Source organism: Streptomyces sp. NPDC006544, assembly GCF_040611715.1.
GTDB lineage: Bacteria > Actinomycetota > Actinomycetes > Streptomycetales > Streptomycetaceae > Streptomyces.
The window spans coordinates 1-25778 of the sequence record NZ_JBEXOV010000028.1 but is presented as its reverse complement, the minus strand read 5'-3'; the positions used below and the strand labels follow the sequence as shown (position 1 = coordinate 25778).

The 25778-nt window shown below is 72.5% G+C and carries 28 protein-coding genes and 1 riboswitch; of the genes, 16 read left to right on the top strand and 12 right to left on the bottom strand.

The genetic code is table 11. The annotated features are described in order from the left end of the window. Nucleotides 1-192: 192 nt before the first annotated feature. From ABZY44_RS15855 to ABZY44_RS15830, 6 genes are all read left to right on the top strand, one after another. Complete coding sequence (locus ABZY44_RS15855; RefSeq protein ID WP_356653999.1) at nt 193-975, top strand: metallophosphoesterase; 783 nt, start codon at nt 193-195, stop codon at nt 973-975. A gap of 109 nt (nt 976-1084) precedes the next feature. Beyond that, nucleotides 1085-1528, top strand: coding sequence for an SRPBCC family protein (locus ABZY44_RS15850; protein WP_356653997.1), 444 nt, complete (start codon nt 1085-1087; stop codon nt 1526-1528). A 78-nt stretch (nt 1529-1606) separates the two neighbouring features. Continuing rightward, the gene (locus ABZY44_RS15845; RefSeq protein WP_356653995.1) at nt 1607-2746 is read left to right on the top strand and encodes an ArsA-related P-loop ATPase; all 1140 of its coding nucleotides are present in this window, start codon (nt 1607-1609) and stop codon (nt 2744-2746) included. A 76-nt stretch (nt 2747-2822) separates the two neighbouring features. Next, entirely contained in the window at nt 2823-3332 is a 510-nt protein-coding gene (locus ABZY44_RS15840) for a DUF5304 domain-containing protein (RefSeq protein WP_356653993.1), read from the top strand. A gap of 61 nt (nt 3333-3393) precedes the next feature. Continuing rightward, entirely contained in the window at nt 3394-4335 is a 942-nt protein-coding gene (locus ABZY44_RS15835; protein WP_356653991.1) for an ROK family glucokinase, read from the top strand. Between the two features lie 110 nt (nt 4336-4445). Then, nucleotides 4446-5201, top strand: a complete 756-nt coding sequence (locus ABZY44_RS15830; protein WP_356653989.1) for an endonuclease/exonuclease/phosphatase family protein — start codon at nt 4446-4448, stop codon at nt 5199-5201. A 54-nt stretch (nt 5202-5255) separates the two neighbouring features. Here the strand turns inward: ABZY44_RS15830 and ABZY44_RS15825 are convergent, their stop codons facing one another. From ABZY44_RS15825 to ABZY44_RS15815, 3 genes are all read right to left on the bottom strand, one after another. Beyond that, a complete protein-coding gene (locus tag ABZY44_RS15825) occupies nt 5256-5606 on the bottom strand; it encodes a hypothetical protein (protein WP_356654092.1) in 351 nt (116 codons plus the stop codon). Nucleotides 5607-5925: 319 nt separating this feature from the next. Beyond that, nucleotides 5926-6513 carry a hypothetical protein gene (locus ABZY44_RS15820; RefSeq protein WP_356653987.1) on the bottom strand — a complete coding sequence of 196 codons (588 nt, stop codon included), beginning with the start codon at nt 6511-6513 and terminating at the stop codon, nt 5926-5928. After that, nucleotides 6506-7285 carry an alpha/beta fold hydrolase gene (locus ABZY44_RS15815; RefSeq protein WP_356653985.1) on the bottom strand — a complete coding sequence of 260 codons (780 nt, stop codon included), beginning with the start codon at nt 7283-7285 and terminating at the stop codon, nt 6506-6508. The genes ABZY44_RS15820 and ABZY44_RS15815 overlap by 8 nt, the downstream gene beginning before the upstream one ends. Before the next feature lie 164 nt (nt 7286-7449). Between ABZY44_RS15815 and ABZY44_RS15810 the strand changes: the two genes are divergently transcribed. The 5 genes from ABZY44_RS15810 to ABZY44_RS15790 all read left to right on the top strand — a co-directional run bounded on the left by ABZY44_RS15810 (nt 7450) and on the right by ABZY44_RS15790 (nt 12420). After that, a complete protein-coding gene (locus ABZY44_RS15810) occupies nt 7450-8199 on the top strand; it encodes a lysophospholipid acyltransferase family protein (protein ID WP_356654090.1) in 750 nt (249 codons plus the stop codon). Nucleotides 8200-8237: 38 nt separating this feature from the next. Then, nucleotides 8238-9446 carry a DUF5931 domain-containing protein gene (locus tag ABZY44_RS15805; protein ID WP_356653983.1) on the top strand — a complete coding sequence of 403 codons (1209 nt, stop codon included), beginning with the start codon at nt 8238-8240 and terminating at the stop codon, nt 9444-9446. 53 nt (nt 9447-9499) lie between these two features. Next, entirely contained in the window at nt 9500-10144 is a 645-nt protein-coding gene (locus ABZY44_RS15800) for a response regulator transcription factor (RefSeq protein WP_356654088.1), read from the top strand. 172 nt (nt 10145-10316) lie between these two features. Next, nucleotides 10317-11345 (top strand): 6-phosphofructokinase, encoded by a 1029-nt coding sequence (locus tag ABZY44_RS15795; RefSeq protein WP_356653981.1) that lies wholly within the window; start codon nt 10317-10319, stop codon nt 11343-11345. An 82-nt stretch (nt 11346-11427) separates the two neighbouring features. Further along, complete coding sequence (locus tag ABZY44_RS15790; protein WP_356654086.1) at nt 11428-12420, top strand: 2-hydroxyacid dehydrogenase; 993 nt, start codon at nt 11428-11430, stop codon at nt 12418-12420. A gap of 119 nt (nt 12421-12539) precedes the next feature. Here the strand turns inward: ABZY44_RS15790 and ABZY44_RS15785 are convergent, their stop codons facing one another. Further along, the gene (locus ABZY44_RS15785) at nt 12540-14438 is read right to left on the bottom strand and encodes an anthranilate synthase family protein (protein WP_356654084.1); all 1899 of its coding nucleotides are present in this window, start codon (nt 14436-14438) and stop codon (nt 12540-12542) included. Between the two features lie 108 nt (nt 14439-14546). After that, nucleotides 14547-14615, bottom strand: coding sequence for a trp operon leader peptide (locus ABZY44_RS15780; RefSeq protein ID WP_356654082.1), 69 nt, complete (start codon nt 14613-14615; stop codon nt 14547-14549). A 117-nt stretch (nt 14616-14732) separates the two neighbouring features. Between ABZY44_RS15780 and ABZY44_RS15775 the strand changes: the two genes are divergently transcribed. Together ABZY44_RS15775 and ABZY44_RS15770 are read left to right on the top strand one after the other, a co-directional pair. Further along, nucleotides 14733-16088: a class II 3-deoxy-7-phosphoheptulonate synthase gene (locus ABZY44_RS15775; protein ID WP_356653979.1), complete on the top strand. Its 1356-nt coding sequence runs from the start codon at nt 14733-14735 to the stop codon at nt 16086-16088. Nucleotides 16089-16260: 172 nt separating this feature from the next. Beyond that, nucleotides 16261-16518 carry a (2Fe-2S)-binding protein gene (locus ABZY44_RS15770; RefSeq protein ID WP_356653977.1) on the top strand — a complete coding sequence of 86 codons (258 nt, stop codon included), beginning with the start codon at nt 16261-16263 and terminating at the stop codon, nt 16516-16518. Nucleotides 16519-16582: 64 nt separating this feature from the next. On the opposite strand, the gene bfr is transcribed toward ABZY44_RS15770, so the two are convergent. Next, nucleotides 16583-17059, bottom strand: coding sequence for a bacterioferritin (bfr, locus tag ABZY44_RS15765; protein ID WP_112446344.1), 477 nt, complete (start codon nt 17057-17059; stop codon nt 16583-16585). Nucleotides 17060-17232: 173 nt separating this feature from the next. Between bfr and ABZY44_RS15760 the strand changes: the two genes are divergently transcribed. Continuing rightward, nucleotides 17233-17865, top strand: a complete 633-nt coding sequence (locus tag ABZY44_RS15760; RefSeq protein WP_356653975.1) for a sulfite oxidase-like oxidoreductase — start codon at nt 17233-17235, stop codon at nt 17863-17865. 23 nt (nt 17866-17888) lie between these two features. Here ABZY44_RS15760 and ABZY44_RS15755 read toward each other — a convergent pair whose 3' ends face one another. From ABZY44_RS15755 to thiO, 6 genes are all read right to left on the bottom strand, one after another. Then, complete coding sequence (locus tag ABZY44_RS15755) at nt 17889-18434, bottom strand: DUF4396 domain-containing protein (protein WP_356653973.1); 546 nt, start codon at nt 18432-18434, stop codon at nt 17889-17891. Nucleotides 18435-18527: 93 nt separating this feature from the next. Then, on the bottom strand, nt 18528-19400 hold the full coding sequence (locus ABZY44_RS15750; RefSeq protein WP_356653971.1) for a deoxyribonuclease IV: 873 nt from the start codon (nt 19398-19400) through the stop codon (nt 18528-18530). A 7-nt stretch (nt 19401-19407) separates the two neighbouring features. Then, entirely contained in the window at nt 19408-21303 is a 1896-nt protein-coding gene (pknB, locus tag ABZY44_RS15745) for a Stk1 family PASTA domain-containing Ser/Thr kinase (protein ID WP_356653969.1), read from the bottom strand. A 108-nt stretch (nt 21304-21411) separates the two neighbouring features. After that, nucleotides 21412-22206: a thiazole synthase gene (locus ABZY44_RS15740; RefSeq protein WP_356653967.1), complete on the bottom strand. Its 795-nt coding sequence runs from the start codon at nt 22204-22206 to the stop codon at nt 21412-21414. A gap of 14 nt (nt 22207-22220) precedes the next feature. After that, nucleotides 22221-22421, bottom strand: coding sequence for a sulfur carrier protein ThiS (gene thiS, locus ABZY44_RS15735; protein ID WP_356653965.1), 201 nt, complete (start codon nt 22419-22421; stop codon nt 22221-22223). After that, nucleotides 22418-23641, bottom strand: a complete 1224-nt coding sequence (thiO, locus tag ABZY44_RS15730; RefSeq protein ID WP_356653963.1) for a glycine oxidase ThiO — start codon at nt 23639-23641, stop codon at nt 22418-22420. Before thiO ends, thiS begins: the two co-directional genes overlap by 4 nt. Then, nucleotides 23639-23751: riboswitch (TPP riboswitch) on the bottom strand. It overlaps the preceding gene by 3 nt. Before the next feature lie 108 nt (nt 23752-23859). On the opposite strand from thiO, the gene ABZY44_RS15725 reads away from it, so the two are divergent. Together ABZY44_RS15725 and ABZY44_RS15720 are read left to right on the top strand one after the other, a co-directional pair. Beyond that, entirely contained in the window at nt 23860-25170 is a 1311-nt protein-coding gene (locus ABZY44_RS15725; RefSeq protein ID WP_356653961.1) for an FAD-dependent oxidoreductase, read from the top strand. Between the two features lie 21 nt (nt 25171-25191). Beyond that, nucleotides 25192-25557: an Rv2175c family DNA-binding protein gene (locus ABZY44_RS15720; RefSeq protein WP_356653959.1), complete on the top strand. Its 366-nt coding sequence runs from the start codon at nt 25192-25194 to the stop codon at nt 25555-25557. Nucleotides 25558-25778: the final 221 nt, after the last annotated feature.

The window sequence follows — 25778 nt, the reverse complement described above, 5'->3', positions numbered from 1 at the left end:
GACCGACCGGACGTTACCCACCGGTAGTGGGTTCCGGATAGAGGGAACCGGCCGATTGTTCCGTGCGTCACATGCCACGGCCGTGCGCTGTCGACAGTAGTCGACCCCGTTTGCGACTCGGAAGTAACCGCAGGTCCGGCCGCCTGGCCGGATCCCCTACCCGTGGTGGGCAAGCGCCCCTAGGGTGGCGGCATGGGTGGCACGAAGAGCGGTACGCGGGTCCATGTCGTCAGCGACGTCCACGGGAACACCGAGGCCCTCGCGCGGGCCGGGGAGGGCGCCGACGCGCTGATCTGCCTCGGTGACCTCGTCCTCTTCCTCGACTACGCCGACCACTCGCGCGGTATCTTCCCCGACCTCTTCGGCGTCGAGAACGCCGACCGCATCGTCGAACTGCGCACCGCGCGCCGTTTCGAGGAGGCCCGCGACTTCGCCCGGGCGCTGTGGACCGGGCGGGACCGGGACCTGCTGGTCGAGGGCGCGGTGCGCCGCCAGTACGCGGAGATGTTCGCCGCCTTCCCCCGGCCGACGTACGCCACGTACGGCAACGTCGACATCCCGGGTCTGTGGCCCGAGTACGCCGGCCCCGGCCTGACCGTGCTCGACGGGCAGCGGACGGAGATCGGGGGACGGGTCTTCGGCTTCGTCGGCGGCGGGCTGCCGACGCCGATGCGGACGCCGTACGAGGTGTCCGAGGAGGAGTACGCCGCCAAGGTCGAGGCGCTGGGAGAGGTGGACGTGCTGTGCTCGCACATCCCGCCGGAGGTCCCGGAGCTCTGCTACGACACGGTGGCGCGGCGTTTCGAGCGCGGGAGCGGGGCGCTGCTCGCCGCGATCCGGCGGACCCGGCCCCGGTACGCCCTCTTCGGACACGTCCACCAGCCGCTGGCCCGGCGGATGCGGATCGGCGCCACGGAGTGCGTGAACGTGGGCCACTTCGCGGCGACCGGAAGGCCGTGGGCCCTGGAGTGGTGAGGTCCGTGCGCGCGATAGCCTTCACGCGGCGGCCCAGGCCGTCCGCACACTTCCCCGAACACCCCCAGCCACCGCTGGGACGTACCCCCTGCCCGGAGGAGCGACCGCGATGGCGGAACACACCAGCTCGAACATCACGATCGAGGCGTCCCCGGCCGACGTCATGGCCGTGATCGCCGACTTCGCCCGCTACCCGGAGTGGACCGGCGAGGTGAAGGAGGCCGAGGTGCTCGCCACCGACGCCGAAGGCCGGGCCTCGCTCGTCCGCCTGCTGCTGGACGCGGGCGCGATCAAGGACGACCACACGCTGGCGTACTCCTGGCCGCGGGAGAACGTGGTCAGCTGGAGCCTGAGCAAGTCCCAGATGCTCAGGCAGCTGGACGGCTCGTACCTGCTGGCGCCGCTGGGCGACGGGACCCGTACCGAGGTCACCTACCAGCTGACCGTGGACGTCAAGATCCCGATGCTCGGCATGATCAAGCGCAAGGCGGAGAAGGTCATCATCGACCGCGCGCTGACGGGCCTGAAGAAGCGCGTGGAAGCGGCCGCCTGACCGAGGGGCGGGGCAGGGAGCCGGCCCCCGGGGCCGGCCACCCGCACTTCGGAACAGGCACGCGCGGCGAGGAGCACCATGCACACCCCCACCCTGCTCGTCACCGGCCCCGGAGGGGCGGGGAGAACCACCGTCGCCACGGCGACCGCGCTCGCCGCAGCCCGCCAGGGCCGGCGCGTACTGCTGCTCACCGCCGAGCCCGCGGTCCCGGCCGACGGCCTGCGCGTCGCCCGCATCGACTCCGGCGAGGAGTTCCGCCAGGAACTCGTCGCGCTCCAGGAGCGCGGGTCCGCGCTCCTCGGGATGCTCGGAGCCCGCCCCCTGGCCGCCGACGAGCTCACCGAGCTCCCCGGCGCCGAACAGTTCGCGCTGCTCCGCGCCCTGCGGCGGGCCGCCGCCGAACCCGCCACCGACCTCGTGGTCGTCGACATGCCACCGCTGCACCAGGCCGTCGCCGCCCTCGCGCTCCCCGCCCAGCTGCGCCGCTACCTCGCCCGGCTGCTCCCCGCGGAACGCCAGGCCGCCCGCGCGCTGCGCCCCGTACTGGCCCAGCTCGCCGGGGTGCCGATGCCCGCGCAGTGGCTCTACGAGGCCGCCGCCCGGTGGGACGAGGAGCTGGCGGCCGTCCAGGCCGTCGTGGAGGCCCCGGGAACCAGGGTCCGCCTGGTCGCCGAACCGGGACCGGCCGCCGACTCCGCCCTGCGGTCCGGGGTGCTCGGCCTGGCCCTGCACCGGATCGGCATCGGCGACCTGGTCCTGAACCGCACGGTGCCCCAGACCTCCGCCGACCCCTGGGTCGCCGGGATCGCCGACCAGCAGCGCGCCTTCGCGCAGCGGTGGGGGACGTCAGGGATCCCCACGGTCACCCTGCCCCACCTGGGCCGGGACCCGCAGGGCCCGCAGGACCTGGCCGGGCTCGCCGCCACGGACGGCTTCGCCGCGGGCCCGCCCCGCCCGTGCCCCGAGTGGGCCGTCGAGGACCGGCTCGCCGAGGACGGGGTGCTTCTCTGGTGCGTCCCGCTGCCCCGCGCCGAGAAGCGGGAGCTCGACCTCGTGCGGAGGGGCGACGAGCTCCTGCTCACCGTGGGCCCCTACCGCAGGATCGTTCCGCTGCCCGCGGCGCTGCGCCGCTGCGCGGTCTCCGGCGCCGCCCTGGCCGAGGACGTGCTCCGCATCCGCTTCACCCCGGACCCGGGTCTGTGGCCCCGGACGCACTGAACGCCGTACCACCGTTCGGGTACCGTCGAAGGTAGTCCGTACCGCACGCCCCGCATCCGCCGCAGGAGAGTCCGCCATGAGCGAGGCCACCGACCGCCCCCACGACGCTCCCGTCGACGACGAGGCCTGGGCCGAGGCCTGCGCCGAGGACCTCGCCGCGGAGAAGGAGCGGCGCAGAGCGCGGGACGCGGGCGCAGGCGCGGGTACCGGAACCGCCGCCGAGGAGCTCTTCAAGCTGTTCGAGGCCGTCGCCGACAAGGTCTCCGGGCTGAACAACCCGCTGATCACCGGGGCCGCCCAGGGCGCCGTCCGGCAGTTCGTCAACCAGGCGAAGACCGCCGCCCAGCCCGTCATCGAGCGCAATCCGGAGGTCTTCGACCACCTCGCGGCCGCCGGGTCCGAGCTGCTCGCCGCCTACCGCTCCGCCGTCGAGGGCCACGAGCGCCGCTGGACGCGCGACGAGCGCGCGGGCGGGGCCCGGGGCCGGGACGCCTCCGCGGGTACGGAGGGGGGCGCGGCACCGGGCACGGACCGGCGCGAGGACGGCGGCGCGGACGGCCCCGCCGAGCGGATCGATCTCGACTGATCCTCTCCACCTCTCGGGTACGGTTGACAGCGGCGGGGTTTGACCGGAAACCGAGGGACTAATGGGACTCACCATCGGCGTCGACATCGGCGGCACGAAGATCGCGGCCGGCGTGGTCGACGAAGACGGCACCATCCTGGAGACGTACAAGGTGCCCACTCCGCCGACGGCGGACGGAGTGACGGACGCGATCTGCGCCGCGGTGTCCGAGGTGGGCAGCAGCCACGCCATCGACGCCGTGGGCATCGGCGCCGCCGGATACGTGGACGACAAGCGCGCGACCGTGCTCTTCGCGCCGAACATCAACTGGCGCCACGAGCCGCTCAAGGACAAGGTCGAGCAGCGCATCGGCCTGCCCGTCGTCGTCGAGAACGACGCGAACTGCGCGGCCTGGGGCGAATACCGCTTCGGCGCCGGCCAGGGCCACGACGACGTCATCTGCATCACGCTCGGCACGGGCCTGGGCGGAGGCATCATCATCGGCAACAAGCTCCGGCGCGGACGCTTCGGCGTCGCCGCCGAGTTCGGCCACATCCGGGTCGTCCCGGACGGTCTGCTGTGCGGATGCGGCAGCCAGGGCTGCTGGGAGCAGTACGCCTCCGGGCGCGCACTCGTCCGCTACGCCAAGCAGCGTGCCAACGCGACCCCCGAGAACGCGGCGATCCTGCTCGCGCTCGGCGACGGAACCCCCGAGGGCATCGAGGGCAAGCACATCAGCGAGGCCGCACGGGCCGGCGACCTGGTGGCCATCGACTCCTTCCGCGAGCTGGCCCGTTGGGCCGGCGCCGGCCTCGCGGACCTGGCCTCGCTCTTCGACCCGTCGGCGTTCATCGTCGGCGGCGGCGTCTCGGACGAGGGCGACCTGGTCCTCGACCCGATCCGCAAGTCCTTCAAGCGCTGGCTGATCGGCGGCGCGTGGCGGCCCCACGCGCAGGTCCTCGCGGCGCAGCTGGGCGGCAAGGCCGGCCTGGTCGGCGCGGCGGACCTGGCCCGCCAGGGCTGAGCCGCCCGCCGGGGCCGTCCCGCCCCACCCGGGCCGACCGCCCGTTTCTCGTCGGACTGCCCGCCGCGCCCCTGTGGGGTACGGCGGGCAGTCCGGTTATGTTGCCCGGTATGGAACTCGCCGAGCTGCCGAACTCCCGCACCGAAGCCGATGGTTCCGCCGTGATCCGGGTGCTCTCCTACAACGTCCGCTCGCTGCGCGACGACGAGGAGGCGCTGGCGCGGGTGATCCGCGCGTGCGCGCCGGACCTGGTGTTCGTCCAGGAGGCACCACGGTTCTTCCGGTGGCGCAAGCACGCGGGCCGGCTGGCGGCGAAGAGCGACCTGGTCGTGCTGTCGGGCGGTGCCACGGCGGCCGGTCCGCTGCTCCTGTGCTCCCTACGGGCCTTCGTGGAGCGGACCGAGGACGTGCTGCTGCCGCTCACGCCGGGACTGCACCGGCGCGGTTTCGCGACGGCGGTGGTGCGGTTCGGGAAGGCGCGGGTGTCCGTGGTCAGCGCGCACCTGTCCCTGAACCGGGAGGAGCGCGAGGCCCAGGCGGGGCTGCTGCTGGACCGGGTCGCGTCGTCGGACGCGCCGCACTCCATCGTCGCGGGCGACATCAACGAGGGGCCGCGGGGAGCCGCCTTCAGGCGGCTCGGGACCGAGCTCCAGGACTGCTGGACGGTGTCTTCCTGGGGTGGGGAACACACCTTCGTCCGGTCCGGGCCGCCCCGCCGCATCGACGCGGTCTTCGCGTCGCGGGGCGTCGAGGTCCTCGCGTGCGGTGTCCCCACCGCCCTGCCGGGCATCACGCCCGCGGACCTGGAGGCGGCCACGGACCACCTCCCGGTCCTGGCCGCCCTGCGCCTCCCGGCGTCCTGCTAGTGCCGCGTCAGGCAACGTTCGCCCCGTCGCGCCAGGTGCCGCTCGCCGCTCGATTCAAGCGGCCCGGCCGTCGGGGACCTCTCGGTGCATGCCCGTGCACAGCGCCCAGACGATGAAGATGTTGACCGCGACCAGGATCGTGGCCCAGACGGGGTAGTACGGGATCCAGAGGAAGTTGGCGATCGCGCCCAGCCCTGCGACGACCACTCCGAAGAAGCGCCCCCACAGGGCTCCGGTGAGTACGGCGCAGCCCGCGAGGATGATGACGATGCCCAGGATGAGGTGGACCCAGCCCCATCCCGTCAGGCTGAACTCGAACACGTAGTGACGCGTCGAGAGGAACAGGTCGTCCTTGGCGAGGGCGGCGATGCCCTCGAAGAGCGCCATCGCTCCACCGAAGATCATCAGTGCCGCCGCGAAGACGGTGGTCCCGGATGTGGGCCCGTGCCACGGGCGCGGGTGGGTGTCGTCTGCCGTGGGTCGGGCGGAGTCACTGGCCATGTCGGGCTCCCTTGCTCAGCAGCACCGTCCGGCCGTCGGGCGCCGGACCGGTGATCCCCCGTCTCAGCCTGGCATGACGGCACTGCGTCGGCATGCGGAAACCCTGCCACCGCCCTGACCAGCGCAGACGCGGATCCCGCAGCTGCCCCCGCGACCCGCGGGCAGCTGCGGCCGAGCGACCGGACGCCGCTGCGCGCGGCACGTCGGGAAGGGCGGACTCGGACTACACCACCGCTCCGCGGCCCGGGTCGTCATCGTCCTCGTCGCCCGCCGACATCCGGGCGACCAGCGTCGCGAAGCCCCCCAGGAAGCCGCCGACGCCCAGCGTCGTCAGCCACCACGTCATCTCCCACTGGAGCAGCACCGCCAGCAGCAGCAGGACCGGCCCGCCCACCACCGCCAGCCACGCGAACTTCGACGTCGCGTCCGCCTCCGGCAGCTCCGGCTCCGGGGGCACGAAGTGGCCCTCGTCCTTCGCCGCGGCGGGGGAGTCCTCCGGATCCGCCAGGGAGTGGTCCCGGGGGCCCGCCGTGCCCACGCCCGGTGCGAACACCACCGAACTGCCCAGGGCCGTCGCGGACGGAGCCTCGGGCGCGGAGTCCGGCGCCGGGTCCGCGGGGGAGTCCGTACCGAGCTCCGGCGGGGACGGCTTCACGTCCTCCTCCGGCAGGAGCAGGTTCTCGATCGGTCTGAAGGGCCGCGCGCCCGGCGGGTCCGCCGGTTCCTGGCCGTAGCCGGCGACGATCGCCGCCCACGCCGCTTCCTCGTCCAGCGGAGGGACACCCCCCGCGGACTCCTCGTGCTCAGCCACCGCTGGCCGCCCCCTCCCTGCCCACGCTCTCCGCCAGTCGTCCGACGAACGCATAACTGTCCGCGAAGATCCGCTCCGCGTCATGGTCCAACGTCGCGACGTGGTAGCTCTGTTCCAGCAGGGTCTCGGTGACGTCCGTGGAGGACACCCGCGCCAGGATCCGCGCGGAGTCGGCCGGCCGTACGACGTGGTCCTGAGGGCTGTGCAGGAGCAGCAGCGGCTGCGTCACCTGCGGCAGTTCGGTGTCCAGCATCAGCAGGAACCGCCGCAGGGAGTGCGCGGCGCGGGTCGGGACCCGGTCGTAGCCGACCTCCTCCGAACCCGGCTTGGCGATGTCGCTCGCGATGCCCGGCCGCGACCGGACGAAGTGCTTGACCACGGGAAGGGTCACGGCCAGCGGGTCGTGGATCTTGTTGACCGGGTTGACGAGGACGATCCCGCTGATCGACTCCCCGTGCTTGGCCGCCAGCCGCAGCGTCAGCGCACCGCCCATGGACAGCCCGAAGACGAACACCCGGTCGCAGGTGTCGAGCAGTTCCCGCAGTGCGCGGTCCACCTCGGCGTACCAGTCCTGCCAGCCCGTGAGCTGCATGTCCTGCCAGCGGGTCCCGTGCCCGGGGAGCAGGGGGAGCGACACCGTCAGTCCCCGCGCCGCCAGATACTCGGCCCAGGGGCGCAGCGACTGCGGGGAACCGGTGAAGCCGTGGCACAGGAGGACGCCTACCTTTCCGCCCTCGTGGCGGAACGGCTCAGCTCCAGGGAGGACGGGCACCAGGATCTCCTTCGAGGGGGCACGGGGGGTGCGTAGCGCTGTGTGACTTCACCGTACGCGACGGGGGTGGCACCGACCAGGGTCGTCGGGCCGCCGCGGGGGCGGCCACGGGTTAAGGTCTGTCCGACAGACACAGGAAGGCTTTCGAGTTGATCTACGGCGCAATGAAGTTCTCCATCGGCGGTTCCCTGAAGCTCGCCTTCAGGCCGTGGGTGGAGGGCCTCGAGAACATTCCCGCGGAGGGGCCGGCGATCCTCGCGAGCAACCACCTGTCCTTCTCCGACTCCTTCTTCCTCCCGGCCGTACTGGACCGGAAGGTGACCTTCATCGCGAAGGCGGAGTACTTCACCTCCCCGGGCATCAAGGGCAGACTGACCGCCGCCTTCTTCAAGGGCGTCGGACAGCTCCCGGTGGACCGTTCCGGTGCGCGCGGGGCGGGCGAGGCCGCGATCAAGAGCGGCATCGAGGTCATCGAGCGCGGAGAGCTGTTCGGTATCTACCCCGAGGGCACGCGTTCACCCGACGGCCGCCTGTACCGCGGCAAGCCGGGCGGCCTGGCGCGCGTGGCGCTGGCCACCGGCGCGCCCGTGATCCCCGTGGCGATGATCGACACCGAGAAGATCCAGCCGCCCGGCAAGGTGGTTCCGAAGCTGATGCGTCCGGGTATCAGGATCGGCAAGCCGCTGGACTTCAGCCGGTACCAGGGCATGGACGGGGACCGGTTCATCCTCCGGGCGGTGACCGACGAGGTCATGTACGAGATCATGAAGCTGTCCGGCCAGGAGTACGCGGACATCTACGCGACGGCCGCCAAGCGCCAGATCGCCGACGGCGAGAAGGCCGCGGCCAAGAGCGAGAAGGCCGAGAAGGCCGAGGCGGACAAGGCCGCGAAGGCCGCGGAGAGCGACAAGTAGCAGGACGCGGGCGGCACCGCCCGTACGGGGTGGGGGAGATGGCGAAGCGCGAGCGTGTCGTCCGCATGTCGGTCGAGCAGCCGCTGTGGCGGGCCCTGACGGCCTATCGGCTGCTCACCACGGTCTACGCCGTGCTGCTGTTCGCCTCCGCGTACAGGGAGTTCGACCGCCCGTGGATCGCCGTCTGCTACCTGGCCGTCCTCGGCGCCTGGACCCTGCTCACCCTGCCCAAGGTGGCGAACGCCGCCAGCTGCACCAAGCGGTTCCTCGGCGCCGACCTCACCGTCGCCTGCGTCGGGATCCTGCTCACCCCGCTCGCCGACACCCACGCGCGGATAGCGGCCGGCGGCCCCACCGTCCCCAGCATCTGGACCGCGGGCGCCGTCCTCGCCTTCGCCCTCAAGGGCGGCTGGCGCTGGGCCTGTTTCGCCTCCACCTTCGTGGGCGCCGCCAACCTGGTCCAGCGCGGCGAGCCCACCCGCGACACCCTGCACAACGTGCTGCTGGTCTGGGTCGCCTCCATCGCGATCGGCTACGTCGTCGAGGTCGCCCGGGCCAGTGAGGCCACGCTCGCCCGCGCCCTGGAGATCGAGGCGGCCACCCGCGAGCGCGAACGCCTGGCCCGCGACATCCACGACGGGGTCCTCCAGGTCCTCGCCATGGTCCAGCGGCGCGGCACCGAACTGGGCGGGGAGGCCGCTGAGCTCGGCCGCATGGCGGGGGAGCAGGAGGTGGCGCTGCGCACCCTGGTCTCCAGCGGGCTGGCGCGCCCCTCCCGGATCTCCCGCGACGAGTCGCTCGGCGCGTTCGCGGCCGCCTACGAGGTCGAGGAGCCGGGGGCCGACGAGGGTGAGCTGGACCTGCGGACCCTGCTCGCCCCGCACGCCGGCTCCCGGGTGAGCTTCGCCGAGCCGGGCACCCCGGTACCGCTGCCGGTGCCCGCGGCGCGGGAGCTGGCCGCGGCGGTCGGGGCGGCCCTGGACAACGTGCGCAAGCACGCGGGCGAGGGGGCCCGCGCCTGGATCCTGGTCGAGGACTGGGGCGACGAGGTGATCGTGACCGTCCGCGACGACGGTCCCGGCATCCCGGCGGGCCGGCTCGACCAGGCGGAGGGCGAGGGACGGATGGGCGTGGCCCTGTCCATCCGGGGCCGGCTGCGCGAACTCGGCGGCAGCGCCGAGCTGGTGTCCGTCCCCGGACAGGGCACAGAAGTGGAACTGAAAGTACCGAGGGGGAGCACCCAGTGAACGAGCAGAACGCGACCGGTCGCACCGGCGGCGGCGCCGGCGACATCAAGGTCATGGTCGTCGACGACCACCCGATGTGGCGGGACGCGGTGGCCCGGGACCTGGCCGCGGCCGGCTTCGACCTGGTGGCCACCGCCGGGGACGGCCCGGAGGCGGTCCGACGGGCCCGTGCGACCGGCCCCCACGTGCTGGTCCTCGACCTCAACCTGCCCGGCATGCCGGGGGTCCAGGTCTGCAAGGAGCTGGTCGGCGCCGACCCGGCCCTGCGGGTCCTGGTCCTGTCCGCGAGCGGCGAGCACGCCGACGTCCTGGAGGCGGTCAAGTCCGGCGCGACCGGATACCTGCTGAAGTCCGCCGGAGCCCAGGAACTCATCGACGCCGTCCGCCGCACCGCCGCCGGCGACCCCGTCTTCACCCCGGGTCTGGCCGGCCTGGTCCTCGGCGAGTACCGGCGCCTGGCCACCCACCCCGCGCCGGCCGCCGCCGACGAGCCGAAGGCCCCGCAGCTGACCGACCGGGAGACCGAGGTACTGCGCCTGGTGGCCAAGGGGCTGTCGTACAAGCAGATCGCGGAGCGCCTCGTCATCTCCCACCGCACGGTGCAGAACCACGTGCAGAACACCCTGGGCAAGCTCCAGCTGCACAACCGGGTCGAGCTCGTCCGGTACGCGATCGAGCGCGGCCTCGACGAGGTGTGAGGGCGCGTCCGCGGTGACCGGATCCCCGTACGAGTGAACTGACGTACGCAACGCCCCGCAATTCCGCCGGAATTGACCCTTCCCGGCATCTTGCTGTGACCTGAGTCACCACTAGCGTGACGGTCATGCGGGCCCCGCGGCCTCAGCGGGCCCTGTGGCGAAGGGAAATTCCATGAAGGTCGGAGTGCTGACCGGCGGCGGCGACTGCCCGGGTCTCAACGCGGTCATCCGCAGCGTCGTGCGCAAGGGCGTGCAGGAGTACGCGTACGAGTTCATCGGATTCAAGGACGGCTGGCGCGGAGCCGTGGAAGGGGACACCGTCCCGCTCGGGATCCCCGCCGTGCGCGGCATCCTGCCGCGCGGCGGGACCATCCTCGGCTCCTCGCGCACCAACCCGTTCAAGCTGGAGAACGGCGTGCGCCGGATCAAGGAGAACCTCGCCAAGTACGAGGTCGACGCCCTGGTCGCGATCGGCGGCGAGGACACCCTGGGCGTCGCCGCCAAGCTGTACGACGAGTACGGCATCCCCTGCGTCGGCGTCCCGAAGACCATCGACAACGACCTGTCGGCCACCGACTACACCTTCGGCTTCGACACGGCCGTCGGCATCGCCACCGAGGCCATCGACCGGCTGCACACCACGGCCGAGTCCCACATGCGCGTCCTGGTCGTCGAGGTGATGGGCCGCCACGCGGGCTGGATCGCCCTGCACTCGGGCCTCGCCGGCGGCGCCAACGTCATCCTCATCCCGGAACAGCGCTTCGACGTGGACCAGGTGTGCGCCTGGGTCGCCTCGCGGTTCAAGGCCAGCTACGCGCCGATCGTGTGCGTCGCCGAGGGCGCGATGCCGAAGGACGGGGAGTTGGTGCTGAAGGACGCGACCACGGACTCGTTCGGGCACGTGCGGCTCTCCGGTGTGGGCGAGTGGCTGGCCAAGGAGATCGAGGCGCGGACCGGGAAGGAGGCCCGCACGACGGTGCTGGGGCACATCCAGCGCGGCGGCACGCCGAGCGCGTTCGACCGATGGCTGGCGACCCGGTTCGGTCTGCACGCCATCGACGCGGTGCGCGACGGGGACTTCGGCAAGATGGTCGCGCTGCAGGGGACGGACATCGTGCGGGTGCCGATCGCGGAGGCGACGGCGAAGCTCAAGACGGTGGACCCGGCGCTGTACGAGGAGGCCGGGGTGTTCTTCGGCTGAGCCGGGGGCGACGGCGGAGCATGGGTCGTAAGGTGACGAACGGCCCATGATCCCAATCTTTCGCGCACAGACGGGAGCGAACGTGGAAATCCTGGCATTCGGGGTGCAGGGAGACGAGAAGCCGCTCATCGAGAAGGCCTTCGCGGGACAGCACGAGGTGCGCTGCCTCGACGTCTTCCTGAACGAGGACACCGCCCCCATCGCGGCCGGGTACGAGATCGTGTCGTCGAGCGTGAACGCCGACCTGAACGGACGGGTGCTGCGGACGCTCGCGGCGGGCGGAACGCGGATGATCGCCCAGCGCTCCACCGGCTTCAACAACATCGATCTGGCGGCCGCGCGCGAGCTCGGCCTGACGGTCAGCCGGGTGTCGTACTACTCCCCCTACTCGGTGGCCGAGTTCGCGTGGACCCTGGCCATGGCGGTGAACCGGCGGATCGTCCGCGCCTCGAACCGGACGCGGGACTTCGACTTCCGGCTGAACGGCCTGATGGGCCGCGACCTGCGCGGCCGCACGGTGGGCGTCCTCGGCACCGGCAAGATCGGCGAGGCGTTCACCCGGATCGCACACGGCTTCGGCATGAACCTGCTGGGCTGGGACGTGGCGCGGAACCCGGCGTGCGTGGAACTGGGCATGGAGTACGTGGACAAGGACGTCCTGTTCGCGTCGGCGGACCTGATCAGCCTGCACGTCCCGCTGCTGGAGGCCACGCACCACATCGTCGACGCCCGGGCGCTGAAGACGATGAAGGACGACGTGATCCTGGTGAACTCCAGCCGCGGCGGCCTGATCGACACGGACGCGCTGGTCACGGAACTGAGGTCCGGACGCTTCGTCGGCGTGGGCCTGGACGTGTACGAGGCGGAGGCCGGCCTCTTCTTCCTGGACAAGTCGCTGGAGGCCGTCGAGGACGACACCCTCGCCCGCCTCGTCACCTTCCCGAACGTGGTCGTCACCTCCCACCAGGCGTACTACACCCACGAAGCGGTCGGCCAGATCATCGACACCACGGTCGCCAACGTCGCGGACTACGTGGCGGGCCGCCGCTCGGAGAACACCCTCTCGCCTCTTTGACGGCGGTCGGATCCTCCAGCCCGTCCGGCGTTCGAGGACCGGGTCCGGGCGGAGCCCGGGGAACGGTGGAAGGGTGGGTCGGGGACAGCTCCGCGCAGCGCCCCCCACCCACCCGGCGGCTACGCCGGGGCGGCGGCCCGGACCCCGGCCAGGAGGTCTCGGACGAGCTCGGCTCCCCGCAGGGTCAGCACCGACTCCGGGTGGAACTGGACCCCCGCGAACCCGCCGGCGGCGGAGCGCAGCGCGTGGACCTCACCCGTCGCGGGATCACGGGAGACCTCGACGCCACGGAGCGCCAAGGACTCCGCCTCCTGCGCGGAGCACGAGGCCGCGTACGTGTTGTAGAAGCCCACCACCTCCTGCGCCCCGAAGAACGGGATCCGCGTCTGCGCCCCCTGGGCGGGCTCGGCCTTGCGGACCAGGGCGAGTCCCAGCTCCGCCGCCAGCAGCTGGTGGCTGAGGCAGACCGCGAGCAGCCCGCCCCGGTGCGAGGCGAGGAGCTCCGCCGTCAGCCCGCGCATCATCCGGATCTTCGGGTCGTGGCCGTCCGCCGGATCCCCCGGCCCCGGGCCCAGCACGACCGGCCCGTCCCAGGCCAGGGCCGCCGCCCGCAGGCCCGGATCGTCGTAGCGGCGGACGGTCACCTCCAGTCCGGCCACCCGCAGCACGTGCCCCAGCATCGAGGTGAAGGTGTCCTCGCCGTCCACCACCAGCGCGTGCCCCGTCACCGCCGCCGGCCGCTCCTGCATCCGGAGCCAGAACGGCGCCAGGTCCCGCCGCCGCTCGGCCAGGGCCGCCTGGACCCGGGGATCGCGGGCGAGGCCGGGCGCCGCCGGGGCCGGCCGCCGGGCCGCCGGCCGGACGCCCAGCGCCGCCAGGACGCCCGCCGCCTTCGCGTGCGTCTCCGCCACCTCCGCGGCCGGGTCGGAGTGCCGTACGAGCGTGGCCCCGACGGGCACCCGCAGCGAGCCGTCCGCGGCGATGTCCGCCGTACGGATGAGGATCGGAGAGTCCAGGGTCTGCGCCCCCGAGGCGTCGACGCCCAGCAGCGCCAGCGCGCCCGCGTAGTAGCCGCGCCCGCCCGTCTCGTACCGCTCGATGACCCGGCAGGCGTTCTGCACCGGCGACCCCGTCACCGTCGCCGCGAACATGGTCTCCTTCAGGACGTCCCGCACGTCCAGCGAGGAGCGGCCGCGCAGCTCGTACTCGGTGTGCGCGAGGTGGGCCATCTCCTTCAGCCGCGGCCCGACGACGACCCCGCCCATGTCGCCCACGGCGCACATCATCTTGAGCTCCTCGTCCACGACCATGGACAGCTCCTCGGTCTCCTTGCGGTCCCCGAGGAAGCCGAGCAGGGAGTCCACCGTCGGGCCCGCGGGCGGATACCGGTAGGTCCCGCTGATCGGATTCATCACGACCGTGCCGCCGGACATCCGCACGTGCACCTCGGGGCTGGCACCCACGAGCGTGCGCTCCCCGGTGTGGACCACGTACGTCCAGTACGCGCCCCGCTCGCCCTCCAGCAGCCGCCGGAACAGCGCGAGCGCGTCGGCGCGGCCGAAGCCGTCGATCCGGCCCCCGAAGGTGCGCCGGATGACGAAGTTCGCGCCCTCGCCGCGGCCGATCTCGTCCTCGATGACGCGCCGCACGGTCTGCGCGTACTCCTCGTCGGGGACGTCGAAGTCGCCTCCGTCGACGCGCACCTCGTGGTCCGGCAGCACGGACAGCGCCTGCGCGAGCGGGACCTCGTACGCCTCGTCGGCGACCAGCACGCTCAGCGGCGTGCCGTCGTCGCGCACGTCGAACCCGCGCTCCCGCATCTGCCGGAACGGGACGAGCGCGAGGGCGGGGCGCACGCCGACCGGCAGGTCGGCGAGGCGCCCGGCCTCGTGGACCCGGCCGGTCAGGACCTCGACGGTGTCGTGGTCGCGGCCGGGGGTGCGGCGGCGCAGCAGCGCGAACGGCGGGCCGGCGCCGTCGAGCAGGCCGGGCAGGTCGAGCGGTCGGCTGGGGTCCATGGACAGCGGCATGGAGGGGGCGTCCTTCCGGATGGTGGAGGGACGGCCGGCGCTCCGCGAAAACACGGAAGGCCGCCCCTCGGGGCGGCCTTCGCGTCACTCGTGTCTTCAGGTACGCACGAGGGGCGGGCCGCCGGGAGCGGTCCACCACCAGTTCTTGTCGGAGTGCGCGTACATGCGGTGAACCCTAGCCCACCGGGGGAGGTGAACGGGCGGGTAACACATCCAGAGACATCCGTCTCACGTAGTGGGCGTCGGGCTGGACGCGCCGTGGGACGCCGTAATGTGTGTGGGGTGACCGTGAACGCTGAATCCCATGCCCCCGCCGCCAAGGCGACCTGGCGAGACCTCCCCGCGGCGCAGCAGCCTTCGTACCCCGATGCCGAGGCCCTGCGCGCTGTCGTCGCGGACCTCGAGTCGTATCCTCCCCTCGTCTTCGCGGGTGAGTGCGACCAGCTGCGCACCCGTCTGGGAGCCGTCGCCAAGGGCGAGGCGTTCCTGCTGCAGGGCGGCGACTGCGCCGAGGCCTTCGACGCCGTCTCCGCGGACCACATCCGCGCCAAGCTGAAGACGCTGCTCCAGATGAGCGCCGTCCTGACGTACGCGGCCTCCGTGCCGGTCGTCAAGGTCGGCCGCATCGCGGGCCAGTACTCCAAGCCGCGCTCCAAGGACACCGAGACCCGCGACGGCGTCACCCTGCCGACCTACCGCGGCGACTCGGTCAACGGCTTCCCCTTCACCGAAGAGGCCCGGATCCCGGACCCCGAGCGGCTGAAGCGCATGTACCACGCGTCCGCCTCCACGCTGAACCTGGTGCGCGCCTTCACCACCGGCGGTTACGCCGACCTGCGCCAGGTGCACGCCTGGAACCAGGACTTCGTGAAGTCCTCCCCCTCCGGGCAGCGCTACGAGCAGCTCGCGCGGGAGATCGACAACGCGCTGAACTTCATGAAGGCGTGCGGCACCGACCCGGCCGAGTTCAAGGCGGTCGAGTTCTACTCCTCGCACGAGGCGCTGCTGCTCGACTACGAAGGCGCTCTCACCCGTACGGACTCGCGCACCGGCAAGCTGTACGACACCTCCGGCCACATGGTCTGGATCGGTGAGCGCACCCGCCAGCTGGACCACGCCCACATCGAGTTCTGCTCGCAGATCGCCAACCCGATCGGCGTGAAGCTCGGCCCCACCACCACGGTGGACGAGGCGCTGACGTACATCGACCGCCTGGACCCCGACCGCCAGCCGGGCCGGCTGACCTTCGTCGTCCGCATGGGCGCCGACAAGGTCCGCGACAAGCTCCCCGAACTGGTCGAGAAGGTCACCGCCTCCGGCGCGAACGTCGTGTGGGTCACCGACCCCATGCACGGCAACACCTTCGAGGCGGCCTCCGGCCACAAGACGCGCCGTTTCGACGACGTGCTCGACGAGGTCAAGGGCTTCTTCGAGGTCCACAAGGGCCTCGGCACCCACCCGGGCGGCATCCACGTCGAGCTCACCGGTGACGACGTCACCGAGTGCGTGGGCGGCGGCGACGAGATCTTCGTCGACGACCTGCACCAGCGCTACGAGACGGCTTGCGACCCCCGCCTGAACCGCAGCCAGTCCCTGGACCTGGCGTTCCTGGTGGCCGAGATGTACCGCGACCAGTAGGCGCGATCTTCACGCTGTAGCTTTCGACGACGATGGGGCGCGGATCGATGTGATCCGCGCCCCATCGTCGTCGCCAGGGGTTTTAGGGTTGCCTAACTTTCGGTACGGTTAGGTAAGCCTCACCGAATACGGGATGGCTCGCCGAACCGTTCCTGTCAGGGAGGTGAACCGCGTGTACGTCTGCTCTTGCTTCGGGATCACCGACAAGCAGGTCAAGGACCACGCGGCCGCCGGGGCCTGCACCCCGCGCCAGATCGCATCGGCCACCAAGGCCGGCACCGACTGCGGTTCCTGCGTGCGCACCATCCAGGGCCTCCTCGGGCGCGGGGCCTGCCCGCGCCGTGAGCTGCTGGAGAAGGGGAACGCGGCGGCCGTGCTCGCCGCCGACTCGGAGCTGGTGGCCCCGCCCGTACTCGCGGAAGCGGCCTGACACCTCCACCGCCCCGCGGCCCGGCAGGGCGCAGGCCCCCGGCGTCAACCGCCCGGCGGACCGGTCAGCTGGGCTGCTCGATGAGCTGCGCGATGTAGAGCGCCTCACCGATGGACTCGATGAGCTCGAGCTGGGTGTCGAGGTAGTCGATGTGGTGCTCCTCGTCCTCGAGGATCTCCTCGAAGAGCCGCGCCGAGGTGACGTCGCCCTTGCCGCGCATGACCTCGATACCGCGCTTGAGGCGGTCGATCGCCTCGACCTCGACCTGCCGGTCGGCCTGGAACATCTCCGTCAGCGTCTGGCCGACGCGCACGTGGAAGAGGCGCTGGTAGTTCGGCAGACCGTCGAGCATCAGGATGCGCTCGGTGATCTTGTCCGCGTGCTTCATCTCGTCGATGGATTCTTCACGCGTGTACTTGGCGAGCTTGGTCCATCCCTTGTTGTCCTGGATGCGGTAGTGCAGCCAGTACTGGTTGATGGCCGTCAGCTCGCCGGTCAGCTGCTCGTTCAAGAACTCGAGGACCTCGGGGTCGCCCTGCATCGCAGAGGCTCCTTCCAAGCAATGTCAGCAATGTGACTGGGCAGGTGCGCGCATCCTCGCACCGCCGCCCGAGGCAGTCCAGTAAGTGCCTCCTTAGTGGGAGTTGCCGTGACTTGCCCGAATCGGCCCGTACCTGGTCGTGACCACCCCGCCACGTCTGTCACCATGGAGTCATGGGTCAGCCGGAAAGCCGGGAATCTCCGGGATCAGAGCAGCTGGAGCTTCCCCCGGGGCAGCGTTTGCAGCGAGGCTGGCCGGTCACCCACTACGGGCCGGTGCCCAAGTTCAAGCCGGACCGCTGGGAGTTCCGCGTCTTCGGCGCGACCGCCGACGGCGAGAAGCACTGCTGGAACCACGAGGAGTTCGCGGCCCTGCCGTTCGATTCCGTCGTCGCGGACCTGCACTGCGTGACGAAGTTCAGCATGACCGGCGCCGAGTGGGGCGGGGTGCTCACCCGCGCGATCCTCGGTCTCGCTCCGCCGTCCCCCCAGGTCACGCACGTGATGGTCTGGGCCGAGTACGGCTTCAGTTCCAACATGCGCCTCGCGGACTTCTCTTCCGAGCGGGCCCTCTTCGCCACCCACCAGGGCGGTGAACTGCTCACCGCCGAACACGGTTTCCCGCTGCGGCTCGTCGTGCCGCACCTGTACGCGTGGAAGGGCCCCAAGTGGGTCCGCGGCATCGAGTACATGACGGCGGACCGCCGCGGCTTCTGGGAGGAGCGCGGCTACCACAACATCGGGGACCCCTGGCGGGAACAGCGCTACTCCTACCAGGAGGAGCCGGGGGACGGCCCCGAGCTGTAGCTCCGCCGCCCGCGCCCCCTCGCTCAGTGGTGGTACCGGTGGACGACGGCGTGCCCCTGGCCGCGGCCGATCATCCACCGGTTGACGGGGGTCGTGACGACGAAGGCCAGGGCCAGCGAGATCGCGAGGGCGAACCAGAACAGCGCGTCCGAGAGCCCGGCGTCCATGGCGCCCGGCCACAGGACGATCACCCCGTTGTCGATCAGCTCCATGACGGCGATCGAAAGGGTGTCCGCCGCCAGAGCCACCCGGACGGCCGTACGGAGGTCCACGCCGGCCGCGCGGACCGCGCGGACGGTGAGCGCGTAGCCGAAGAAGAACGCCAGGGCGATGGCAAGGACCGTGGTGGGGAGGTTCTCCCAGCCGAGCGCGGTGCCGATGACCATGCCGAGCACCTCGCCGATGGCGCACCCGGTCAGGCAGTGCAGGGTGGCCCTCGCCGCCGTCGCCCAGCTGACCTTCGCGGTGCGGTGCCCGTCCGGGTGTCCGTCGGGCCCCTGGTGCCGGTGGTGCTCGTCGTGTCCGTGGTGGTGGTGGTGGTCGTGCTCGTGCTCGTGCGCCTGCTCCATGACGACCCCCTGATGGGAAGACCCGGGAAGACCCGAGCGGCGGCTCTGTCGGCGTAGGACACAACCGTATACCCCCCTGGGGTATTCCTCGGGCTATCCGAGACCGCGGAGCTCCTTCAGCAGTGCCACGTCCGCCGCGTGCCCTTCCTTGCCGCCGGGAGTCTCCGTGATCAGGGGGACGCCCTCCATCGCCGGATGCGTGAACAGTTCCGCGAAGGCGTCCCGGCCGATGTGGCCCCGCCCGATGTTCTCGTGCCGGTCCTTGTGGGCGCCCACGCCCTCCTTGGAGTCGTTCGCGTGGACCAGCTTCAGCCGGCCCTCGCCCACGGTGTCCACCAGCAGGTCCAGCGTCTGCTTCGTCCCGCCCGGCTCGGCCAGGTCGTGCCCGGCGGCGAAGACGTGGCAGGTGTCCAGGCAGATCCCGAGCTTCGGATGGTGGTCGAGCGCGTCGAAGTACGGGCCGAAGTCCCAGGTCCGCGAGCACAGCGAGGAGCCCTGCCCGGCCGTCGACTCGAGCAGCAGGAACGGGTCGTCGTCGTGCGTCAGCTCGTCCAGCAGCGGCAGCATGTGCTCCCTGACCTGCGCGTACGCCGCCTCGCGCGGGCGGCCCCCGGTCGCCGAGCCGGTGTGGACGACCACCCCGAGCGCCCCGATCGCCCGGGCCCGGCGCAGCGAGTGCCGCAGGGACTCCACCGACTTCTCCACGGTCGCCTCGGTGTGCGAGCCGAAGTTGATCAGGTAGGGGGCGTGCACGTACGCCGGGACCGACTCGGCCGCGCAGCTCGCACGGAACAGCTCGTCCTGCGCCGGGTTGCCGGCCGGGGTGGCCCAGCCGCGCGGGTTCGCGACGAAGACCTGGACGGCCTCGGCGCCCATCTCGCGGGCGTAGGCCAGGCCGACCGAGGCCAGCCCGCCCGCCACGGGGACGTGCCCGCCCACGGGGTTGCGGCGTGTCGAATGGCTCATGGCGGTGCTACAGCCCCTTGGTCCTGATGGTGATCGTGCTGCCCTCGGCGGCGCTCTGGCCGCCGGGTACCGACTGGGATTCGATGGTGTTGCTGAAGAAGGGGAAGGGCTTGTCGACCTTCACCTTGAAGCCCAGCCCCTCCAGGGCCTTGCGGGCCGCGTCCGCCTCCTGGCCGGTGACGTCCGGCACCGGGATCTGGCGGGGGCCCTTGGACACGGTGAGCATCACCGCGTCGCCGGCCGCGGCCTGGGAGCCGGCCGCCACCGACTGGTTGGCGACCGTACCGGCGGGGGAGGGGGAATTGACCTGCTCGGGAGAGGTCTCCACCTTCAGGCCGAGCCCCTCCAGAGCGGCCTTGGCCTGGTCGAGGGGCTTGCCGGCGACGCTCGGGACCGGCACCGGCCGGCCCTTGCTGACCACCATCGAGACCGCGGTGTCGAGGGCGCGCTTCGGGCCGTCCGCCGCCGGGTCCGTACTGATCACCGAGCCCTGGGCGACGTCCTGGCTGAAGGCCTGCGTGACGATCCCGAGGGCGAGACCGGCCGAGGTCAGCTCCGCCTTCGCCGCCTCCAGCGGCTTGCCCTTCAGGTTGGGCACCGCGACGACCTCGGGGCCGCGCGAGATGGTGACGACGACCGCGGCGTTGCCGCGGATGCGCTTGCCGCCGGCGGGATCGGTGTTCATCACCGTCCCCTTGGCGAAGCCGTTGCTGAACTTCCGGTCGACCCGCTTCACTCCGAGGCCGGCCGCCGACAGCTGGGACTTGGCCTCCGCCTCGCTCTTGCCGAGCAGGTTGGGGACCTTGGTGAACTGACCCGAGCTGATGTACCAGACGCCGGTGCCGAAGCCGAGGGCGAGCAGGACGCCGACCACGACGAGCAGCATGCCGCGGCGGCGTATCCGCGGTCCCGACGAGGCAGGCGGCAGCGGCGGGGACGCGAGCCGGGAGGTGTGGGAGACGGCCGGCTCCACCGGCCGGGCGATCACGCTGGTGCGGTCCTCGGCGGCGGTCCGCTCGGCGGCCCGCGCCTGCGGCGGCGCGGCGTCCAGCTCGGCCTCGACGAGCTGCGCGCGGGCGTCGATGGCCAGCCCGAGGAGCGCGGCCGCGTCGTACGGGCGCAGCTCGGGATCGCGCGCGGTGGCGTACGCGACGAGCTCGTCCAGCGCGGCGGACAGTCCGGGGACGGCGGCCGACGGCGGCGGGACGTCCTCGTTGAGGTGCTGGTAGAGGACCTGCGCGGGGTTGGTGCCGGTGTGGGGCTTGCTGCCGGTGAGCATCTCGTAGAGCACGACCCCGCAGGCGTAGACGTCCACGCGGGTGTCGGTGACCCCGTTCTGGATCTGCTCGGGTGCGAGGTAGGAGACGGTGCCGAGGATGGAGCCGGTGGTGTTCGTGACGGCGTCGACCGACCGGACCAGCCCGAAGTCGGCCACCTTCACGCGGCCGTCGTCGCCGATCAGTACGTTCTCGGGCTTCATGTCGCGGTGGACGAAGCCGGCCCGGTGCGCGGCGCCGAGGGCGGCGAGGACCGGTTCGAGGATGTCGAAGGCCGCGCGGGGCTGGAGCGCGCCGCGCTCGCGCAGCAGGTCGCGCAGGGTGCAGCCGGAGACGTACTCCATGGCGAGGTAGGTGTACGGCCCGTCCGTGCCCTGGTCGAAGACGGCCACGACGTTGGGGTGGGCGAGGCGGGCGACGGACTTGGCCTCGCGGATGAACCGGTCGACGAAGGCGCCGTCGGCCGCGAGGGCCGGGTGCATCACCTTCAGCGCGAGGATCCGGTCGAGGCGGGTGTCGACGGCCCGGTAGACCGTGGCCATGCCGCCGGCCGCGATGCGGGCGTCCACGCGGTAGCGGCCGTCGAGCGTCCGCCCGACGAGGGGGTCATCCAGGGTCGTGTCCACCCGGAGATTCTACGAGGGCCGCGCTCGGGTCCGAGCCGGGTACCGGACGGTTGCAGCGCAGCTGTGACGTGACCGCCCGCGGGGCCGCGGCCCGCGGCCCCGCGGGCCTCAGAACGCCGGGCGTTCCGGGTCGAGGGCGGCGCGGCCCTCCACCGGCGAGGAGGCCTCCGCGAAGCGGCGCTGCGGGATGCGGCCCGCGCGGAAGGCCAGGCGCCCCGCCGAAACGGCGTCCCGCATCGCGGCGGCCATCAGCACCGGGGACTGCGCGCGGGTCACCGCCGAGGCCAGCATGACCGCGGCGCACCCCAGTTCCATGGCCAGCGCGGCGTCCGAGGCGGTCCCGGCCCCCGCGTCGAGGATGACCGGCACGCCCGCCCGTTCGATCATCAGCTCGAAGTTGTGCGGGTTGCGGATGCCCATCCCGGAGCCGATCGGAGACCCGAGCGGCATGATCGCCGCGCACCCCACGTCCTCGAGCTTCCGCGCGAGCACCGGGTCGTCGTTCGTGTAGGGCAGGACCGTGAAGCCCTCGTCGACCAGGATCTCCGCCGCGTCCAGCAGCTCGACCCCGTCGGGCAGCAGCGTCCGCTCGTCCGCGACGACCTCCAGCTTGATCCAGTCGGTACCGAGGGCCTCGCGCGCCAGCCGGGCCGTCAGCACGGCCTCGCCCGCCGTGAAGCAGCCCGCCGTGTTGGGCAGGACCGCGATCCCGAGCCGGGTCAGGACGGAGAGCACCGAGCCCTGGACCGTCGGGTCGAGGCGCCGCATCGCGACCGTGGTGAGTTCCGTGCCCGACGCGGCCAGGGCCCGCTCCAGGAGGTCCAGGCTCGGGGCCCCGCCCGTGCCCATGACCAGGCGCGAGGAGAAGGTCCGGCCGCCCAGGGTGAATACGTCGTCCGACATGTCCGCCATCCGGATCAGCCTCCCTGGACCGCGGTGAGGACCTCGACGCGGTCGCCCTCCGACACGGAGGTGTAGGGCCACTGGCCGCGCGGCACCACGGTTTCGTTGAGGGCCGCGGCGACGCCCCTGGTGGCCTGGGTGAGGGTGGCGACCACGGCCGCGAGCATCGTGCCGGCCTCGACCTCGAGCGGCTCGCCGTTGACGGAGATGGTCATGCGTACGACTCCTGTCGCGTGAGGGCGAAACGGCGCGGGGTGAAGGGGCGGGCGATCTCCGGCAGTTCGCCGGTGGTCAGCAGCTGCGCCATGACGTCGCCGGTCAGCGGGGTCAGCAGGACCCCGTTGCGGTAGTGCCCGGTGGCCAGGTGCAGGCCCGGCAGGTCGGTGGGGCCGAGCAGCGGGGCGTTGTCCGGCGAACCGGGCCGCAGCCCGGCCCGGGTCTCCACCAGCGGGAGCTCGGTGATGCCGGGCACCAGCTCGTGGGCGTCGCGCAGGAGCTCGTAGACCCCGCCCGCGGTGACGGTGGTGTCCCAGCCGAGTTCCTCGCTGGTGGCGCCGATGACGAGTTCGCCGTTCTCGCGCGGCACCAGGTAGACGTGGCTGCCGCGCACGACGGCCCGTACGGTCCGGGACAGGAACGGCGCGTACGCGGGCGGCACCGCGAGCCGCAGCACCTGGCCCTTCACCGGCCGTACGGGGGCCACGACCTGCGGCGGCACGCCGTCCAGCCGGCCGCTGAGCGAGCCCGCCGCCAGGACCACCTGGTCGGCACGCAGCTCCGTGGCGTCCCCGTCGTCGAGGACCGCGCCGACCGCCCGGTCGGCACCGGTCAGCAGCCGGGACGCGGTCGCCCGGTGGAAGGACACCCCGGCACGCTCGCAGGCGGCGAGCAGTGCGGCCGCGAGCCGGCGGGGGTCGACCTGGTGGTCGCCGTCCACGCGCAGGCCGCCGCGTACGCCCGGGGCCAGCATCGGCTCCAGGCGGCGGCACTCGCGGCCGGTCAGCCACTGCGACTCCAGGCCGCAGCGGCGCTGGAGCGCGTGCAGTTCGCGCAGGTGGAGGCGGTCGTCGGCGTCGAGGGCCACGGCGAGGGTGCCGCAGGCGCGGTAGCCGATGTCCATGCCGCCGCTGGCGTCGGCCAGTTCGGCGGCGAACTGCGGGTAGCGGGCGGCGGAGGCGAGGTTGAGGCCGAGCAGGGTCTCCTCGCCGTAGTGCAGCTCGGTGACGGCGGCGAGCATGCCCGCCGCGACCTGCGCGGCGCCGCCGCCGGGCGCCGGATCGGCGAGGGCGGTGCGCAGCCCGGCGCGGGCCGCCCGCCAGGCGGTGACCAGGCCGATGATGCCGCCCCCGACGACGAGGACGTCGTAGCCGGAACTGCGGCTCTTCCTCGGTGGGTGCGCGGATGGATGCACGGTCGTGTGCACGGATGGATGCATGGGCGTCCAGCCCCTCCCTTCGCCGGCATGACCCGGATCAGGTTCGTACGGTCGGAGGCCGGCCAGCCTCCCTCTCAGCCCGGTGCGCCCGGACTCCCGCGATAGGTTCGGTGGCCAGAGTAACGCCGGGGCCGGGGGCGGGTAAGGCTGCCTCCCCGGTCCCGGAGCCCGCCCGGGCGGCGCGCGCTGCCCGACCGCTATTCCTGACGGGCCGTCAGATGGTTAGGGTGGGCCGGGTGAGCGAGCAGACGGAACAGACCGAACACACCCAGCGCGCCGTCGTCGTGGTCGGCGCCGGCATGGCCGGGGTGCAGACCGCGGTCGCCCTGCGGGAACAGGGCTGGACCGGCCCCGTCACCCTCCTGGGCGCCGAACCCCACCAGCCCTACGACCGCCCCCCGCTGTCCAAGGCGGTCCTCCTCGGCAAAGCCGAGGACTCGGCCTTCGACGTCGACTTCGAGGGGCTCGACATCGAACTGAGGCTCGGGGTCGAGGTCACCGGCCTGCGGGCCGCCGAGCGCGAGCTGGACACCGAGGCGGGCCCGGTCCCGTACGGGGTCCTCGTGCTGGCGACCGGCGCGCGGCCGCTCACCCTGCCCGGCGCCGAGGGGATCCCGGGCGTGCACCTGCTGCGCACCCTGGACGACGCGGCCCGGCTGCGGCCCGTGCTGGCGGCCGGATCCGCGGTGGTGGTCGTCGGCGCGGGCTGGATCGGCGCGGAGTTCGCCACGGCGGCGCGCGAGGCGGGCTGCGAGGTGACCGTGGTCGAGGCGGCCGACCGGGTGCTCGCCGGAGCCCTGCCCGCGGAGGTCGCCGAGCCGATGGAGCGCTGGTACGCGCAGGCGGGCGCCTCCCTGCTGACCGGCGTGCGGGTGGCCTCGGTCGAGGCGGGCCGGGTCCTGCTGGCGGACGGGCGCGCGCTGGCGGCCGGAGCCGTCGTGGTGGGCATCGGGGCCCGCCCCGCGACGGACTGGCTGACCGGGTCGGAGGTCGAGCTGGGCCCGGACGGGGCGGTCGTCGCGGACGGCCACCTGCGCACCTCGGTGCCCGGGGTCTACGCGGTGGGCGACTGCGCCTCCTTCCCGTCGGCGCGGTACGGGGCGCGGCTGCTCGTGCACCACTGGGACAACGCACTGCAGGGCCCGAGGGCGGTCGCCGCCGACATCGTGGCCCGCGCATCGCAGGCGCGGGACTCGGCTGCCCCGGATGCGGCTGCCCCGGACTCCGCGGCCCCCGGCCCGGCGGGCCCGGTCTACGACCCGGTCCCGTACTTCTGGTCGGAGCAGTTCGGCCGTTTCGTGCAGTACGCCGGCCACCACGGCGGCGCGGACGCACCGCTGTGGCGCGGGGATCCCGCGGCCGACACCTGGTCGGTGTGCTGGCTGCGGGACGGCGCCCTGGCCGCGGTCCTCGCGGTGGGCCGACCGCGCGACCTGGCCCAGGGCAGGCGCCTCATCGAGTCGGGTGTGGCCGTGGACCCGGCCAAGGTCGCCGATCCGGCGATCGCGCTGAAGTCGACGGTGCTCTAGCGAGATGGCAGGCTTGTGCCCGTGACCGAGATTGACGCAAAGATCGATGCCCTTGTTCCCGCCTGGCTGTACCTCCCCGACATCGCGGAGATGCTCGACATCGAAGTGACGAAGGTTCGCCAGCTGGTCAAGGAAGGTCAGCTGCTCGCGGTGCGCCGCGGCGAGAACCGCTCCCTCCAGGTGCCCGCGGCCTTCATCGACGGGGACAAGATCGTCAAGGGCCTGGTCGGACTGCTGACCGTGCTCCGCGACGACCGGTTCTCCGACACGGAGATCCTGGAATGGCTGTTCACCCCCGACGACTCCCTGCCGGGCACCCCGGTGCAGGCGCTGAGCGAGAATCGCGGCACGGAGGTGAAGCGCCGCGCTCAGGCGCTCGCCATCTGACCCGACCCCGCGGCCGGGCAGTACGCGGCCGGAGCGGTACGCAGCCGGCGCGGTAGGCGGCGAGAGCAGCAGGCCGTAAGAAGAAGCAGTACGCATCAGCAGTACACGGCGCAATGCCACACGCGGTGTGCGGGGCCCCGGCGCGGGCCCCCCCCCCCCGACGAAAGAAAGTGCAACCCCAACCCGGGGGTGGCCAGTCCGCGCACGCCCCCCCCCGGGTC